This is a genomic window from Paracoccus sp. MBLB3053, from assembly GCF_031822435.1.
Classification (GTDB): Bacteria; Pseudomonadota; Alphaproteobacteria; order Rhodobacterales; family Rhodobacteraceae; genus Paracoccus; species Paracoccus aurantius.
The window spans coordinates 2241444-2256644 of sequence record NZ_JAVQLW010000001.1 but is presented as its reverse complement, the minus strand read 5'-3'; the positions used below and the strand labels follow the sequence as shown (position 1 = coordinate 2256644).

Genomic DNA, 15201 nt, shown 5'->3' with positions numbered 1-15201 from the left:
CTCAGCTGTTGGCCGCGACCGGGGTGGTCTTGCTGACAACGCCGGTGATCGTCGAGCGAACGACGCGCGATTTGACGCCGGGCGCGATTTCAACTTCCAGTTCGTTCTCGCGAACGGCTGTCACCTTGCCGATAAGGCCGCCCTGGGTAATGACTTCATCGCCTTTCTTCACGGCTTCGACCATGGCGCGGTGTTCTTTCATGCGCTTCTGCTGCGGACGGATCATCAGGAAATACATGATCACGAAGATCAGGATCAGCGGCAGGAAAGACGCAATGCTGGATACTCCAGAGGGGGCACCGGCGGCTTGGGCGTAGGCGGGGGTCACGAACATGGGTTGATCCCTTCTTCAGGCGTTCTCCGGGAGGTCCCCCGGCGGAATTGGCGCGCACCGTATCCGCGTGCCCGAAGGATGGCAAGAAAGCGTGGGATAACGACTGCGCCAAGTTGTGACGCCGCAAACGGCAGCCCGGCGTGGACAGCAGGCCAAGCCTGTGGCAGTTCGAACGGAAGGGAGCCAGGCGGAAAGGGCAGTTCATGGCCGAGAATGCAGTTCATCCATTGCTGGCGGAACCAGCACTGACCGCGGACGAGACGGGTATTTCCCGTCTTCTGGCGATCATGGCGGCCCTGCGCGATCCCCAATCCGGCTGCCCTTGGGACATCGAACAGAATTTCGGATCCATTGCCCCCTACACCATCGAAGAGGCACATGAGGTTGCGGACGCGATCGCAAGGGAAGCCTGGGACGAATTGCCGGGCGAACTGGGCGACTTGCTGCTTCAGGTCGTTTTTCACGCCCAGATGGCCGAAGAAGCCGGGATGTTCGGTTTTGCCGATGTCGTTGCGAAGATCTCGGAAAAGATGATCGATCGCCATCCGCATATCTTCGGCGACGAATCGCGCGACAAGTCCGCCGCCCAGCAGATCAAGGATTGGGAGACAATCAAGGCAAGGGAACGCGCAGCCAAGGCCGAGCGGGGCGTGCTGGACGGCGTGGCCCTTGGCCTGCCCGCCTTGACCCGCGCGCTCAAGCTGCAGAACCGCGCCGCCCGCGTAGGTTTCGACTGGCCGGGCCCCGAGGATGTGCTCGTCAAGATCCAGGAGGAGGCCGCGGAACTGGTCGAGGCACGTGACAGCAGCGATCGCGACCATCTCAGGGAGGAATTCGGTGATCTGATGTTCGTGATGGCCAATCTCGCGCGTCATCTCGATATCGACCCGGAAGAGGCGCTGCGGCTTGCCAATGCGAAATTCACCCGTCGGTTCCGTTCGATCGAAGCGGCGCTTGCAGCAGATGGACGTCGCCCCGAGGACAGCGATCTTGCAGAAATGGACGAGCTTTGGAACCGTGCCAAGGCCGCGGAAAAAGCTTGATCCGGAAAAGAACCGTCCTGCCGCCGGAGCTTGCCGAATTGCCGGAACTCGAGGACGCCCGCGTCATGGCCTGCCTGCGCGACCTGCCGCAACGTCGGGTCTACGAGATCCGGCTGAATGGCGAACGGGCCTTTCTCAAGCAGTTCCGCAGCGGAAACCCCGAAGCCGCCGTCGAAACGACTGTGGCGCGACTGACCGAGGTGGCGCGTGTTCTGGGACAGGACCGCAACGCGGTGGCCGAGGTCTTGCTGGCGATTCCCCGTGCCGGGGTTCTGGTGACGCATCCGGCCACTGGCCAACCGCTAAGCCGCTTCCTTTCCGAAAGCGATCCCGCAAACAGGGCGCGTCTGATCGCCCGCGTGGGCGAATGGCTGCAGGCACTTGCGCGCGCTGACCTAAGCGAGGGTCGCTTCGGCCCCGGCTACTGGATCAAGGGCCTGGATAGCCGGGTCTCCGCCGCGGGCCATGCGTGGATCGATGGCGAACTTGTGCAGCGACACCTTGCCCAGATGCAGCAGGAAGGTGCGGCTTTGCGCCGCGCGAGGGTCGTCAGGGCCCGGTTGCACGGCGATCTGACGCCCGACAACGTTTTTTACGATCCTCGTGACGGCCGCCTGACGGGCATCGACATGCAGGAAATGGGCGAAATCGCACTGGTCCGCGACATGGCGCGCATGCTGGTCTGGCTGGAAAGCCGACGCGACCATCCTGCCGGTGACACAATCGACGGCATAGCGGCCGAGGATCACCGCGCACTCTGCGAGAGTTGCGATCTGCTGGCGCCGGATCAGCGCCCGCTCCTGCGCTTCATGATCGGAGAGATCATGCTTGGCTATTACCTCGATTGTGATCGACAGCCCGATCGGCGCAGGCTCCTGTCTCGCGCCATGCAGGGCTGGGCCTATGCGCCCGACACCTCTGCAAGCGCCGCGTCATAGATCGCCATGGCCCCGGCGCGATCCTTCGCACGCGCCGCCCCCTCCGACAGCACCCTGCGCCATCCCCTCGCGCCGGGGCGGCCGTGGAACAGGCCCAGGATATGTCGGCTGAACTGGTGCAGCCGCCCCCCATTGGCGACATGCTCGTCGATCAGCGGGCGGATCGCCGCGGCTGCGGCAAGCGGATCGGCGAAGTTCGGTTCCTCGCCCCAAAGGCGGTCGGCTTCGCCAAGGATATCCCAGGGCTGATGATATGCCGCCCGGCCGACCATCGCCCCATCCATGAGTTCGAGATGCCCCCGCACTTCGTCCATCGTCGCGATGCCGCCATTGATCGAAAGGTACAGGTCGGAGAATTCGGCTTTCATGCGATGGACGAGCGGATAGTCCAGCGGTGGGATCTCCCGGTTTTCCCGCGGTGACAGGCCCTGGAGCCACGCCTTGCGGGCGTGAACCGCGATCCGGCGCACGCCGCTTTCACGCATCAGCGCGAGAAATGATGGCAAGACTTCCTCGGGCGTCTGGTCATCGACGCCGATCCGGCACTTGACGGTAACCTCGACGGGGCTGACCTTCGCCATGGCCTGAACGCAATCTGCCACGAGCTGCGGCATGGTCATCAGGACCGCACCGAAACAGCCCGATTGGACCCGGTCGCTGGGACAGCCGACATTCAGGTTGATTTCGTCATAGCCCCAGTCCGCGGCGATACGTGTCGCCTCGGCCAGCATCCCGGGATCAGAGCCGCCAAGTTGCAATGCCACAGGATGCTCGCTCGCATCATAATCCAGGAGCCGCGCGCGGTCGCCATGGATCACTGCCTGCGCAGTGACCATTTCCGTGTAGAGCAGCGCGTTTCTGGACAGGACACGATGGATCCTCCGGCAATTCCGGTCAGTCCAATCCATCATCGGGGCGACGCTTAGCATCGCGGCTCGGTTCACGTTCTGGTTCAAGTCTCTGTCCACCAAGAATGGAGTTTTCCCTCTGGCGGCGAAATATCGCCGTGCAGCCTCAGGGGTGACAAAACATCGTCCCCAAGATTTAGTCTTCCGATCCGGTCGCGCCATAGCGGAAACCCCGGAAATATCCAGCATGTCCGTTCTCGACATGCTGGAGATCCTCGGCGATTGGGGACTCGGACCCCTGATATTCCCGGGGTAAATCAGATCGAAGAGCCATCAACCTGCTGACCTTGTTAACTTGACCGTTCCCGGACTAAAGCCGGATTTGGCCGCATATGACCGCAGCAACCGGGGGTTTGCGACCACATAGCGCCGCATTAACGGCAATTCCAGAGCAGACCCGCCGCAACTGGACGAATCCCAAATCCCCCTGCCCCTGCGCAGAGAGCGTCATGCCACCGCCCATCACAAGCCGGCGATGCAGTTCGCAAGGCTTCTGATCCGCAGGCTGGCGCGACATCCGGGAGAAACCGTTGCGCCGGCCGCGATGACCACCTGAGGCTCTCGGGGCGCCGAGAATGGTCGGCTTCGATCATCGAAGATCGCACCGAAGGAAAAGCCAGCTCGAAAAGCACAGTGAGCGCCGCGCCGCCCAGAGACATTCCGAATTGGCCGACAAAGCGAGGTGTTAATTTAACAAGAAGCTTTCTACGATCGTCGCCGGAAGGTAATGAGGTGAACATGAGTCTGAATTCGTTAGCTTTTAGCGAAGTCCCGCCTCGGGAAACGGGTCGCGTCGGCTTCGTCGGAATTTCTTCTCGTGGCCGAGAAGGCTCGCGGGAGAACACCGGGAATTATCTTCACGGCTTTGCCGCACGGCAGATCCTGGGGGATTATCAGAACCTGTCTGTGGATCGTTTGCTCAACCATCCAGTCGATGAATTGCGCGAAAAGCTGTCGCACGTTGCCTTCGTCGCGGCGACGACGATAAAAGTCAACGATCAGGCGCAAACCTTCGCGGATGGTCATACTCGTCTGGCCACCGCAATCGAGAAGCTGGGGCTGCCAGTCATTGTATTCGGACTTGGTGCGCAGGCGCGTCTGGGACAGGCCGTTGCGACAGCCGAGGTCTCAGAGGAAACCAGGCGGCTGCTTGCGGTACTTTCGCACCACTCGTCCAAGATCGCGGTGAGAGGAGAGTTCACGGCGGATCTTTGCAGACATCTGGGGATCGACAATGTCGAAGTCATCGGGTGTCAGTCATGCTTCCTCAGCTGTCGGCCGGATTTCAGGATGCCGGAACTGGAAGAGCATCCAGATCCGCGACGCATGATCATCAATATCACGCGCCATTCGCAGGAGCTGCCGTTGCTGCGTTGGGCCATGGCGAATGGCGCGACGATGATCGGGCAATCTTCGCATTTCGAATATGCGCTTGCCCGCACGGAAGAAGTTGCGACTTTTTCGGCATTGCCGGATCACGTGAGGTCATTGGCCACAAAGGGACTGCAGAACGTCTTCAACTCCGGTTCACTCGATTTCGGAGAGTTCCACACCTGGGTAAAACAGGGCTTCTCACAATTCTATTCGATGCCGCCTTGGTTCGATAAATTGGCAACAGGATTTCATGCCAGCATTGGCACCCGTTTTCATGGGAACATGACCGCCATGCAGGCGGGCCTGCCCTCTCTGTGGGTGGTCCATGACAGCAGAACCAGGGAATTCTGCGATCATCTCGGATTGCCGAATGTCCCGCTCGAACTCATCCAGAAGGAATTTTCGATGGGCGAACTGTTCGAGCGCTTCTACGAGACCCGGACATTTCGCAGAAAATATCCGTCCAATTATAGACGGTTCTACGACTATCTTCAGGGTCAATCCGTCCCCCACAGGCTCGCGCCTCCGCTTCCATCTTCAACGGCACTGGATTGATGCCTCTCACCTGCTGCCCTTGACGCTTTCGGAAACTGGGGCTGCCCTGGGCGCTCGCCCCGTCTTGACCGGCATCCATTCGGTACGCACCTGTCCGACGACGAGCTGTCCCTATGGCTGGATATGCCACGGCCGCTTCGGCGCCGTGCATCCGCGCGCCGCAGGGACTTATGCCCCCGCCATCACGGCCCGAAGACATGCCCCGTAAGCCTGGCCGCTTTCATGGGGATTTCAGGTTCTGAAACACCTCGTATTGGGCCGAGAATGCGCGCTGATAGGCAGGTCTTGCTTGCGCGCGTGCGATGTAGTCCATCAGCACCTGATACTCTTCAAGTATCCCCGAGCCTTCCAGTCTGCGGATCGCATGGACCATGAGAATATCTGCCGCGCTGAAATTGCCGACCAGCCATTCTGCGTCTCCAAGTGCTGCGGCGAGTTGGTGAAGCCGCGTTCGGATACGCTCGTCCACCAGGGCAAACCGATCTGCCTGCCCGCTTCGATCCGCCTCGAAAAATCTCACGTTGTCACGTTCGACGATTGGCGGTTCAACAGTGTTCAGCGCAGCAAACATCCAGCTTATCGCCCTGGCGTGCGCGGCTTCGCCCTCAGGTAGAAGGCAATGATGACGCTCTGCGACATGAAGTACGATGGCCCCGGACTCGAAAAGGGAAACATCTTCATCTTCATAAGCAGGTATCTGCGCAAAAGGATGAAGTGCGAGATATTCTGGTTGCTTCATCTCTTCGAACGTCACCAGGCGCACGTCATAGGGCTGTCCAGCCTCTTCCAGCACCCACCGAACGCGCATGTCACGCGCCAATCCTGCACCTTTGTCGGGCGATGCCGCGAATGCTGTGATCGTGGGCATGCTTATGTCTCCGAACATGAAATAGCGTTAAGGATCGGTCATCTCGCTCACCGACATTCGTCAGATACGTAGCCTGGATCAAATGTGGGCGCGTCGCTTTGGATTGTCGATCGCCTGCGCAGCCCTAGCTATATCGGAATCCTATCTGCGGCGGTGACGTCTGGCCCTGAGGTGGCAGCGAACAGGTCACGATGTCAGTCGGGGGTTCCAGGCCCGGAGCCGGAGGGTTTCGGTCGCCTCTGTCGAAACAATCCTTGCTGCTCGGATGCGCGAAAAAAAACTGTCGAGGCGGGCTTTGTGATCGTGCGCACATATCTGGGCGCGATTGTCTGCTATCTACGTCCTCATCGGGCGAGTGTGTGGTGGCCTCGCCCGATCTTCGCCCAGTGTCGCATTCTTGGATGCCCCCCATGTTGGCAAAGCCGTTCTGTCCGCTCGTCAATTGAACGCTGTCGGAGGGGCAACCCTGCAAGAACAACGGCAACCGCACGCCTTCAAAGAAGCCCAGCCGATGATCAGATGCCGGCCATGACCCGCATAAATGCGGGACCTAGCCGATGGAAACGTCCGACGGACCATCCCCGATACCGGCGGCGGCCTATAAGCATTTGCGGCGAACGGTTATCAACGCTGATCGTCCGCCTGACCTTCTCCACTTTCCAGACCATGTCTGAAGGCGCCGTCCCTTTCGTCCCTGGCAAGGACGGAACATCCATCGATGCGGGCAGTTGAGTTGGCAGAACCAAAGGAGGCTCCTATGGGAAACCAGAAGGATCACGACAAGGAACGGCCACCGCTCAATACGGCGATCTATCCTCCCCGCATGAAAGTCGCGCGCAAGACAGCCGATTCGAGCGAGGCCGCCAAACCTGCGACCGCAGATCAGCCCAGACCACCAGACCTGAACGAGCCTGGCTCGGTTTACGACCATCGGACGACGGCCAGGCAGCCGCGCTACAGCCGCCCGCCTGCACCAGGACCGGCGAGCGGTGATCCAACGGAGTGAGCGCGTTCATCCCACCGCAAGGAGGAGAAATCCGAATGACAGAGGCAAAACTAAGCTTTGAAGATGGACCCGCTCTTTCGGGTATGGCGACACATGGCGGTGACTATGTCACCTTCAAAACCGAGACATCGCTGGATCAGGATCAACTGCAAGCGCTGAAGGCCGGGGTGGTCGAAATCTCAGGGAAAACCGAAAAGGTCTTCGTGGAAAGCGTCAGGGTTTCCGGCACCGAGGCGGATGGCTGTTGCCTGGAGATCACGCTTCGCCTTTACGCCCCGATCACGGGCTGATCTGCTTGGGAGCAGTTCGCGCACATGGCGGCAAATAAGTCGATCTTGCGATACAGCCGCATCATCGGCATTGCACGAAATGGTGGGGCGGGAGGGGATCGAACCCCCGACCAACACGGTGTAAACGTGTCGCTCTACCGCTGAGCTACCGCCCCACTTTGGCAGCACGACACGTCACTTGGGGATCATGCCGTGTTTTTCGCTTTCGTTTCCGGTCACTGATCGGTCAACATTCTCGGGGTAAACGAGACGCTCTGCCAAACAGGTTGACCGCCCGTGAAAGGGTCGTCGCGCTGATAACCCGAAGCGGACGGCAATGGCAAGCACCTACCTGCGAAGCCGCGCGATCAGGGACGAGGTGTCCCAGCGTCCGCCTCCCATATGCTGCACTTCCTTGTAGAACTGGTCGACAAGTGCGGTGACGGGAAGGCTTGCGCCATTCTCCTCGGCTGTCGCGAGACAGATGCCGAGGTCCTTGCGCATCCAGTCCACGGCAAAGCCGAAATCGAACCGATTCTCGGCCATGGTCGCAAAACGGTTCTGCATCTGCCAACTGCCTGCGGCCCCCTGGCTGATGACCTCGACCACATCGGCAATCGAAAGCCCGGCCTTTTCCGCGAAGTTCAAGGATTCCGACAGCCCCTGGACAAGCCCGGCAATCGCGATCTGATTGCACATCTTGGTCAGTTGCCCGGCGCCCGAAGGGCCCATGAGCTTGCAGATCTTGGCATAGGCCGCAATGACAGGCTCGGCCCGCGCGTAGTCCTCCTGCGAGCCGCCGCACATGATGGAAAGCTTGCCATTTTCGGCACCCGCCTGCCCCCCGGAGACCGGCGCATCGACATAGCCGAAGCCCGCCTCACCCGCCAAGGCAGAAAGTTCGCGCGTCACGGCCGCCGATACCGTCGTGTGATCGACAAAAAGCGCGCCACGCGACATGCCGGCGAAGGCGCCATCCGACGAGGTGCAGACTTCGCGAAGGTCGTTGTCATTTCCGACGCAGGCAAGAACGATCTCAGCCCCCTCTGCTGCTTCGCGGGCGGTCTTGGCAGATTGGCCCGGATGCTTGGCCGTCCATTGCTCGGCCTTGGTCGCGGTTCGGTTCCAGACCGTTACTTCATGTCCCTTGGCGGCAAGATGCCCCGCCATCGGAAAGCCCATCACACCCAATCCAAGAAATGCGACCCGTGCCATAATTTTCTCCCCAAGCCTGCAAAAAGGCGCGTTGATCCGGCACGCGCCCTGCCCTATTCAAACGCATGATTTCCACCACCTGCCGCACGGGTCAACCACCTGTGCGCCAAAGCATTGAGACCGCGCCCGATTCATGGTGACACTATTTCGCTGGCTCGTGCGCCTTACGGTCGGATTGATTGTGGCAGGCGCCGCGTTGATGGCTTTGGCCTGGTATTTCGCCGTCCGCTCGCTGCCGGATTACGGCGCAACCTATGAGGTTGCGGGGATCTCCGCTCCGGTCGAGATCGTCCGAACCACCGAGGATGTGCCGCATATCTTTGGGCAGGACGACCATGACGTATTCTTCGCTCTGGGCTTGGCGCATGCGCAGGACCGGCTGTTCCAGATGAACGTGCTGCGCCGCGCGGCGCAGGGGCGGCTTGCCGAGATTTATGGCGAAGGCGCGCTGCCCGCTGACGATCTTGCGCGTCGCCTGGGTCTTTATCGCAATGCGCGGGCCTCGGTCGAGGCGCAGACCCCCGAAACGCTCAGTGCGCTCAGGGCCTATGCCGACGGGATCAATTCCTGGATCCAGCAGATCAATCTGGGGGCGCGCGGGCGCGGCGCACCCGAATTCTTCCTGTTTCCGGACAATATCTCCTATTGGGAACCCGCCGATTCGCTTGCAATCCTGAAGCTCCTCGCGGCAACCTCGACCCAGCAGATCAGGCGCGAGATCCTGCGGGCCCGCATTTCTCTGGCCGCTCCGGAACGTGGGCAGGAGCTGATGGCCGCTCCGGGTGAGCCGCCACTTCCGACCTATGCGAGCCTGTTCAGCGGAGGCCGTTTCGCCGGGGCCGAGCGGCGCACGCTCGAGGCCGACTGGCCTACCACCCTCGCTGGCTATCTTGCCCCCTCGATGGGGGCCGGTGGGAGCGGCTGGGCCGCTGCCGCCGATCGGACGGCGGCGGGCGGCGCCCTTTTGGCGAACGATCCACAATTCGCGCTGACCGCGCCGGGCCTTTGGTATCTCGCGCGGATCGAGCTGTCATCCGGCGGCGTGATCGGCGGAACGATCCCCGGCGTTCCCTTGGTCCTGTCGGGACGGAATACCGAACTTGCCTGGGGCATCAGCCCTGCCCAGGTTGACGACCAGGATATCTTCATCGAAGAGGTCCAGCCCGGCGATCCCGATCGCTATCGCGGGACAGAGGGATGGACGGAGTTTGCCACCCATAGCGAGACGCTGGGCGTGCGCGGCAAGCCATCGCGAACGATCACGCTGCGTGAAACCGCGAACGGGCCGATCCTGCCTGCCAACTACCTCGATATCGCGAGCGTCCTGCCAGCAGGCCATGTCGCTGCATTGGCATGGACCGGAGGCCATGGGGACGACCGCTCGATGAGCGCGCTTATGGCCTTGATGCGGGCGTCGGACAGGCAGGCAGCAGCCGACGCCCTTGGCATGCTTGTCGCGCCCGCTCTCGAAGTCGTTCTGGCCGACAAGACGGGGGTCGGGCGTATCGTGGCCGGAGAAATGCCGATCCGGGATCCGGCATCGGTCAGCAAGGGACGCCTGCCCCAACCGGGTTGGATCGCCGGCAATCAGTGGCTTGGCCAGGAAGCGGCGCCCAGCGTGGCGGGCGATCTTGCACCTCCTAGCGGAATCGTGGCTGTCACCGGGGCGCCGATCTCGGGCGAACCGCTGCTTGGCTTCGACCGGGGCAATCATTTCCGGCAGGACCGTCTTCAGCACCTTCTGGACAGCCGCGAGGTGCATTCGCGCGACAGCTTCATCGCGGCCCAGAATGATATCGTCAGTCCGGTCGCCCGGTCGATCCTGCCGCTTGTCGGCGCGGATCTGTGGTTTACCGGAGAGCCTGCGCCTATGGGCACGCCCGAAAGGCAGCGCCAGGACGCGCTGGCCCTGCTTGCCAATTGGGACGGAACGCTCAGCGAACACCTGCCCGAACCCCTGATCCATGCCGCCTGGATGGGCGCTCTTCAGGATCGCATCCTGCGCGATGAGCTGGGACCCTTGGCCGATGAGCTGACCGAGCTTTACCCCGATTTTCTGGACCGGGTTTTCCGCGACACGAATGGCGCGGCGGTCTGGTGCGATATCCGTCAGTCAACCCCGGTCGAGACCTGCACGCAGATCGCCCGGCAGGCTCTTGACGAGGCGCTGCTTGAATTGACCGCCCGGTTCGGGCCCGATCTGGAAAGCTGGCGCTGGGGCGACATGCACCAGGCACGCCATGTCCATCCCGCGCTTGGCGATCTGCGGGGGCTGTCCTATCTGGTGAATATCGTGCAGCCGACATCTGGCGGGAATTCGACCATCGCCCATGCGGGCGTTCTGGGCTACGGGCGCAACCCCTATCTCAACGTGACGGGGGCAGCCTATCGCGGGGTCTATGATCTTGCCGATCCCGACAGTTCGGTCTTCATCATCTCGACCGGGCAATCGGGCCATCCGCTGTCGCGCCATTACGACGACATGTCCGAGCTTTGGCGGCGGGGCGAATATGTCCGGATGTCGCTCGACCCCGAACTGGCCCGTGCCGCGGCGGCGGGCATTACCCATCTGGAACCGCCGGGCAGATAGCCCCCTTGCATCCCTCGCTTGGGTGGTCATTCTCGCCTCGACGTATGGAGAGTGGAATGACCCGCAAGATCATCATCGACACCGATCCCGGCCAGGACGACGCCGTTGCCATCCTGCTTGCGCTTGCAAGCCCCGAGCTTGAAGTCCTGGGTCTGACCACGGTCGCAGGAAATGTTCCGCTGGACCTGACCCATCGCAATGCCCGTATCATCTGCGAAATCGCGGGACGAAAGGACATTCCCGTCCACGCCGGCTGCGATCGCCCGATGTGTCGCCCGCTCGTGACGGCCGAATATGTGCACGGAAAGTCGGGAATCGACGGCATCGAGATCTTCGAACCCGAAACCGCCCTGGGCGAAGCCCACGCGGTAGATTTCATTATCGAGACGCTGCGCGGCCAGGAACCGGGGGACGTGACCCTGGTCCCGATCGGGCCTTTGACCAATATTGCCACGGCTTTCGAGCGAGCTCCCGAGATCATTCCCCGTGTCAGGGAAATCGTTCTGATGGGCGGGGCATATTTCGAGGTCGGAAATGTGACACCCGCCGCCGAATTCAACATCTATGTCGATCCTGAGGCGGCCAAGCTGGTCTTTTCAAGCGGGGTTCCCCTGTCCGTGCTGCCGTTGGATGTCACGCACCGCGCCTTGACCAACCGTGAATGGGTCGAAACCATGCGATCAACCGGCCCGGTTGGACGCGCGGTCGCAGGCTGGACCGATTTCTTCGAGCGTTACGACCGGTCGAAATATGGAAGCGAAGGTGCGCCGTTACACGACCCTTGCGCGATCGCCTATCTCATCCGTCCCGATCTGTTCCAAGGCCGCCATATCAATGTCGAGATCGAGACGGCTGGAGAGTTCACGCAGGGCATGACTGTGGCAGACTGGTGGCGTGTCACGGGACGCAAGCCAAACGCAATGTTCCTGCGCGACATCGATCGCGACGGATTCTTCGATCTGCTGACCGAAAGGATCGGCAGTTTGGACCGCAGGATTTAGAAAGGTCAGGGCTTGGAAGGCGCGTTCTCGCGTCCTTCCGTTGCCGTCTCGGAACTCGTTTCGGCATCGGAAGGCGCGACCGGCCCTTCCCCAATCAGACGATCCATTCGTGCCACCAGATCATCCGTAACATCGACGGATTGTGCGGATACAAAGATGGACCTCTGGTCGAGCACGATGACCGCACCCCTTTCCTGCATCAATTGAGCAAGAATAGGGAGCGCTGCGCGAAAGAACGACGCCCGTTCTTCCTCGATCTCATCCTGAAGCTGCCTCGCCACGCTGTCGCGCTGACGGCGCACTTCGACGACCCGCTTGTCGAATTCCTCGGCGCGCTTGCGGAATTCATCCGGTGCCAGCGTGCCCCGCAACTTTGTCAGCTCGTCTTCTTCGGCCGAAAAATCATTCGCGAGGCGTTCGTTTTCTGCCGCGATCTCATCACCGCGTCGATCCAGTTCGGTCTGGACACGCATACCCCAGCGCGACTTCAGGAACACCGCGTCCTGATCTATCGTCATGATCATCAGTGGCGGGTGATCCGGTCCGGGATCGGGCGTTTCGACCATCAGCATCGTCTCGCCGGGTGGTGATGCCTGGTCGGCCAGGGGCAGAGTGGGCGCACCGATCATGTCGCTGCCACCCGTCTCATTGGGGACCGCCAGCTCCTCGGACGCGACCGGCCCCGACAGAGCCAGAACCAACGCGATCGAGGCGGCGCGGATCCGCATCAGAACTTCGTTGAAATCGTCAGGTCGAAGGGCTGATCGAGGTCATAATCCTCTTTCACGACGGCCTTGGCGAAGTTGAAGCGAAGCGGCCCGATCGGGGTCGTCCAGAACAGCGAGGCACCAACGGCTGCGCGGACATGCATCCCGTCATCAACCTCGTTTCCATAGGCACCGGCCGTGTCATCTAGCCCCCATACGGAACCGGCATCGGCGAACAGGCCGCCCTGAATGCCATATTCTTCGGGCAGGCCCAGCGGGAACCTGACTTCGGTGCGCAGTGCCCAGAAATAGTTGCCGCCCAGAGCGTCTTCGTTCGGCGCATAAAGGTCGCGCGGGCCAAGGCCGTTGGGTTCGAAACCGCGGATCTTTCCGTTGCCGGTGTAGCGGTCAAGGAAACGCGTGGACTCATCGTCGAGCATATGGACCGCACCACCCTCAAGCTCGGCGAGGAATGTTACGTTCTCACGCCAGGCATTGCTTTCGACGCCGCCATAGACCGAGGTGGTCACGGATTTCACGTCTCCGCCCAGACCGGCGAAATCCTGCGAGAGACGCAAGCGATACCGGGTCAGCGGGTCGATTCCGGTGATGCGGCTGTCATAACCGTAGGTATAGCCAAGCGCCGAGGTGAAGAAGCCGCCCTGCTCGCGGAACAGGATCGGCGACGAGCCGTCGAGTTCACCCGATTCCGAATCCACCTCGATCGGGTCGACGTCGAACAGGGTATCCTTGCTGAGCTTGTAGCGCAGTTCCAGCCGGCCATTCTCGGAGACCGGGAATTCGAATCCCGTCTGCAACCCGACCGAGCGTGTATTATAGTCGGAATTGTAGCGGTTGGTCGTGTTGTACCAGACCTGCGCCCGCGCCTTCAGGTTGCGGCCCAGGAAATAGGGCTCCACGAAGGTAATGCCCGATGACTGGTTGTCGGACCCGGCAGCGAAGGAAAGATTCAGTTCCTGGCCACGTCCAAGGAAGTTCTTCTCGGCCAGAGAGGCGTTGAAGCCCACCCCCGTCGAGACGCCGTAGCTCACGCCAAAGGACAGGCTGCCGGTGGGCTGTTCCTCGACGTTCACGTCGACGATGACCTGATCCGCGCTGGAGCCGGGGCGGCTTTCGGCCTGGACATCCGCAAAATATCCCAGGGCCCGCAAACGCTCTGCCGAGTTGCGGATCTCACGCGGGTTGAAGGGATCGCCTTCGACCGTCGCAAACTGCCGGCGGATCACCTCGTCCAGCGTGGTCGTGTTGCCTTCGATGTCGATCCGTTCGACGAAGACCCGCGGCCCGCGCGTCAGGGCAAAGGTCAGATCCAGCGTCTGGTCGCGCATGTTCCGGGTGATGCGCGGCTCGATCGAAACGAAGTTCAGTCCCTTGTTGATCGCCAGCGCCTCCATCCGGCGGATGGTGGTGTCGATCGAGGTCGGGTTATAGACGGCGCCCGGGCGAACACGGTTCTGCGCCTGGAAATCCGCGGCATCCACGCCGGGAACTTCACTGACGGTGTTGATGTTGCGGAAGGTATAGCGCGGGCCTTCCTGGATCTGGAAAGTGATGTAGAAAGCATCGCGTTCCCGCGCAACCTCGGGCGCGATGGCCTGAACCTTGAAGTCGGCATAGCCGCGCGAACGGTAGAAATCGGTCAGCAGCTTTTCGTCGACCGGAAGCCGATCGGGGGAAAACGTGTCGCGCTTGATGAAAGTGCGAAGCAGGCCCGCCTGTTTGGTCTGCAGCACATTGCGCAGTTTCTGATCCGAGAATGCGCGGTTGCCGACGAAGCCGATCCGCTCGATCTCGGTCACGTCGCCTTCGCGGATCTCGAACACCAGGTCGACACGGTTGCCACTGCGACGGATGATCTTGGGATCGACCCGCGCGGCCAGACGCCCTTGCGAGGCATAGACCTTGCTGATCTCGGCGGCATCGGCCTCGGCCTGGGCGGGCGAATAGACCCGGCGAGACTTGGACTGCACAACCTGGTTCAGGTTGTCATCCTTGAGGCGCTTGTTGCCCTCGAACGCGATCGTGTTGATGGTCGGGTATTCCGCGACCGTGACCACGAGCGTACTTCCCGAAGGCGTCAGTTCGACCTTTTCGAAAAGCCCCGAATTCTGCAGGCGCTGGAACGCCGCATTCAGCTGTCCGCCACTGACATCCTGCCCCCGCGGAAGGTCCAGGAAGGACAGGATCGTCTGGGGTTCGATCCTTTGATTGCCTTCTATGCGCACATTGTTGAACACATAGGCCGAGGCGGGCATAGGCACCATCGCAACCGGCCCGGCCAAAGCCAGCGCCGAAATCAGCGCCAGTGCGCCCTTGCCGAGTTTCCCGTCCGTCATTTCTGCCCCTCGCGCGTCTTGCCTTGCAAGCGGTTT

13 protein-coding genes and 1 tRNA gene are annotated in these 15201 nt (G+C 61.4%); 7 read left to right on the top strand and 7 right to left on the bottom strand.

The window, feature by feature from the left end:
- Position 1: 1 nt before the first annotated feature.
- Positions 2–334, bottom strand: a complete 333-nt coding sequence (yajC, locus tag RGQ15_RS11255; protein ID WP_311160312.1) for a preprotein translocase subunit YajC — start codon at positions 332–334, stop codon at positions 2–4.
- Between the two features lie 203 nt (positions 335–537).
- Here yajC and mazG point away from each other — a divergent pair, with 203 nt between their 5' ends.
- Positions 538–1377, top strand: a complete 840-nt coding sequence (mazG, locus tag RGQ15_RS11250; protein WP_311160311.1) for a nucleoside triphosphate pyrophosphohydrolase — start codon at positions 538–540, stop codon at positions 1375–1377.
- Positions 1374–2315, top strand: a complete 942-nt coding sequence (locus RGQ15_RS11245; RefSeq protein ID WP_311160310.1) for a phosphotransferase — start codon at positions 1374–1376, stop codon at positions 2313–2315. The genes mazG and RGQ15_RS11245 overlap by 4 nt, the downstream gene beginning before the upstream one ends.
- Here the strand turns inward: RGQ15_RS11245 and dusA are convergent.
- Positions 2279–3244, bottom strand: a complete 966-nt coding sequence (gene dusA / locus RGQ15_RS11240; protein WP_311161082.1) for a tRNA dihydrouridine(20/20a) synthase DusA — start codon at positions 3242–3244, stop codon at positions 2279–2281. The two genes, RGQ15_RS11245 and dusA, sit on opposite strands and share 37 nt — an antisense overlap.
- 717 nt (positions 3245–3961) lie before the next feature.
- Between dusA and RGQ15_RS11235 the strand changes: the two genes are divergently transcribed.
- Positions 3962–5152 carry a polysaccharide pyruvyl transferase family protein gene (locus RGQ15_RS11235; protein ID WP_311160309.1) on the top strand — a complete coding sequence of 397 codons (1191 nt, stop codon included), beginning with the start codon at positions 3962–3964 and terminating at the stop codon, positions 5150–5152.
- A 220-nt stretch (positions 5153–5372) separates the two neighbouring features.
- Here RGQ15_RS11235 and RGQ15_RS11230 read toward each other — a convergent pair whose 3' ends face one another.
- Entirely contained in the window at positions 5373–6020 is a 648-nt protein-coding gene (locus tag RGQ15_RS11230) for a glutathione S-transferase family protein (protein WP_311160308.1), read from the bottom strand.
- A 757-nt stretch (positions 6021–6777) separates the two neighbouring features.
- Between RGQ15_RS11230 and RGQ15_RS11225 the strand changes: the two genes are divergently transcribed.
- Together RGQ15_RS11225 and RGQ15_RS11220 are read left to right on the top strand one after the other, a co-directional pair.
- Positions 6778–7026 carry a hypothetical protein gene (locus RGQ15_RS11225; protein WP_311160307.1) on the top strand — a complete coding sequence of 83 codons (249 nt, stop codon included), beginning with the start codon at positions 6778–6780 and terminating at the stop codon, positions 7024–7026.
- Positions 7027–7061: 35 nt separating this feature from the next.
- Positions 7062–7316 carry a hypothetical protein gene (locus RGQ15_RS11220; RefSeq protein ID WP_311160306.1) on the top strand — a complete coding sequence of 85 codons (255 nt, stop codon included), beginning with the start codon at positions 7062–7064 and terminating at the stop codon, positions 7314–7316.
- 80 nt (positions 7317–7396) lie between these two features.
- Here RGQ15_RS11220 and RGQ15_RS11215 read toward each other — a convergent pair.
- Positions 7397–7471 (bottom strand) — tRNA-Val (locus tag RGQ15_RS11215).
- 172 nt (positions 7472–7643) lie between these two features.
- A complete protein-coding gene (locus tag RGQ15_RS11210; RefSeq protein WP_311160305.1) occupies positions 7644–8510 on the bottom strand; it encodes an NAD(P)-dependent oxidoreductase in 867 nt (288 codons plus the stop codon).
- Between the two features lie 133 nt (positions 8511–8643).
- On the opposite strand from RGQ15_RS11210, the gene RGQ15_RS11205 reads away from it, so the two are divergent.
- Positions 8644–11100: a penicillin acylase family protein gene (locus RGQ15_RS11205; RefSeq protein WP_311160304.1), complete on the top strand. Its 2457-nt coding sequence runs from the start codon at positions 8644–8646 to the stop codon at positions 11098–11100.
- A 56-nt stretch (positions 11101–11156) separates the two neighbouring features.
- Positions 11157–12101 (top strand): nucleoside hydrolase, encoded by a 945-nt coding sequence (locus RGQ15_RS11200; protein WP_311160303.1) that lies wholly within the window; start codon positions 11157–11159, stop codon positions 12099–12101.
- Positions 12102–12106: 5 nt separating this feature from the next.
- Here the strand turns inward: RGQ15_RS11200 and RGQ15_RS11195 are convergent, their stop codons facing one another.
- Together RGQ15_RS11195 and bamA are read right to left on the bottom strand one after the other, a co-directional pair.
- On the bottom strand, positions 12107–12829 hold the full coding sequence (locus tag RGQ15_RS11195) for an OmpH family outer membrane protein (RefSeq protein ID WP_311160302.1): 723 nt from the start codon (positions 12827–12829) through the stop codon (positions 12107–12109).
- Positions 12829–15165, bottom strand: a complete 2337-nt coding sequence (bamA, locus tag RGQ15_RS11190) for an outer membrane protein assembly factor BamA (RefSeq protein WP_311160301.1) — start codon at positions 15163–15165, stop codon at positions 12829–12831. The genes RGQ15_RS11195 and bamA overlap by 1 nt, the downstream gene beginning before the upstream one ends.
- Positions 15166–15201: the final 36 nt, after the last annotated feature.

What these genes read in the sequence shown, in the direction of transcription:
- yajC (WP_311160312.1), bottom strand. Translation starts at nt 334, where the DNA reads ATGTTCGTGACCCCCGCCTACGCCCAAGCCGCCGGTGCCCCCTCTGGA.
- mazG (WP_311160311.1), top strand. Translation starts at nt 538, where the DNA reads ATGGCCGAGAATGCAGTTCATCCATTGCTGGCGGAACCAGCACTGACC.
- dusA (WP_311161082.1), bottom strand. Translation starts at nt 3,244, where the DNA reads ATGCTAAGCGTCGCCCCGATGATGGATTGGACTGACCGGAATTGCCGG.
- RGQ15_RS11235 (WP_311160309.1), top strand. Translation starts at nt 3,962, where the DNA reads ATGAGTCTGAATTCGTTAGCTTTTAGCGAAGTCCCGCCTCGGGAAACG.
- RGQ15_RS11230 (WP_311160308.1), bottom strand. Translation starts at nt 6,020, where the DNA reads ATGCCCACGATCACAGCATTCGCGGCATCGCCCGACAAAGGTGCAGGA.
- RGQ15_RS11225 (WP_311160307.1), top strand. Translation starts at nt 6,778, where the DNA reads ATGGGAAACCAGAAGGATCACGACAAGGAACGGCCACCGCTCAATACG.
- RGQ15_RS11220 (WP_311160306.1), top strand. Translation starts at nt 7,062, where the DNA reads ATGACAGAGGCAAAACTAAGCTTTGAAGATGGACCCGCTCTTTCGGGT.
- RGQ15_RS11210 (WP_311160305.1), bottom strand. Translation starts at nt 8,510, where the DNA reads ATGGCACGGGTCGCATTTCTTGGATTGGGTGTGATGGGCTTTCCGATG.
- RGQ15_RS11205 (WP_311160304.1), top strand. Translation starts at nt 8,644, where the DNA reads ATGGTGACACTATTTCGCTGGCTCGTGCGCCTTACGGTCGGATTGATT.
- RGQ15_RS11200 (WP_311160303.1), top strand. Translation starts at nt 11,157, where the DNA reads ATGACCCGCAAGATCATCATCGACACCGATCCCGGCCAGGACGACGCC.
- RGQ15_RS11195 (WP_311160302.1), bottom strand. Translation starts at nt 12,829, where the DNA reads ATGCGGATCCGCGCCGCCTCGATCGCGTTGGTTCTGGCTCTGTCGGGG.
- bamA (WP_311160301.1), bottom strand. Translation starts at nt 15,165, where the DNA reads ATGACGGACGGGAAACTCGGCAAGGGCGCACTGGCGCTGATTTCGGCG.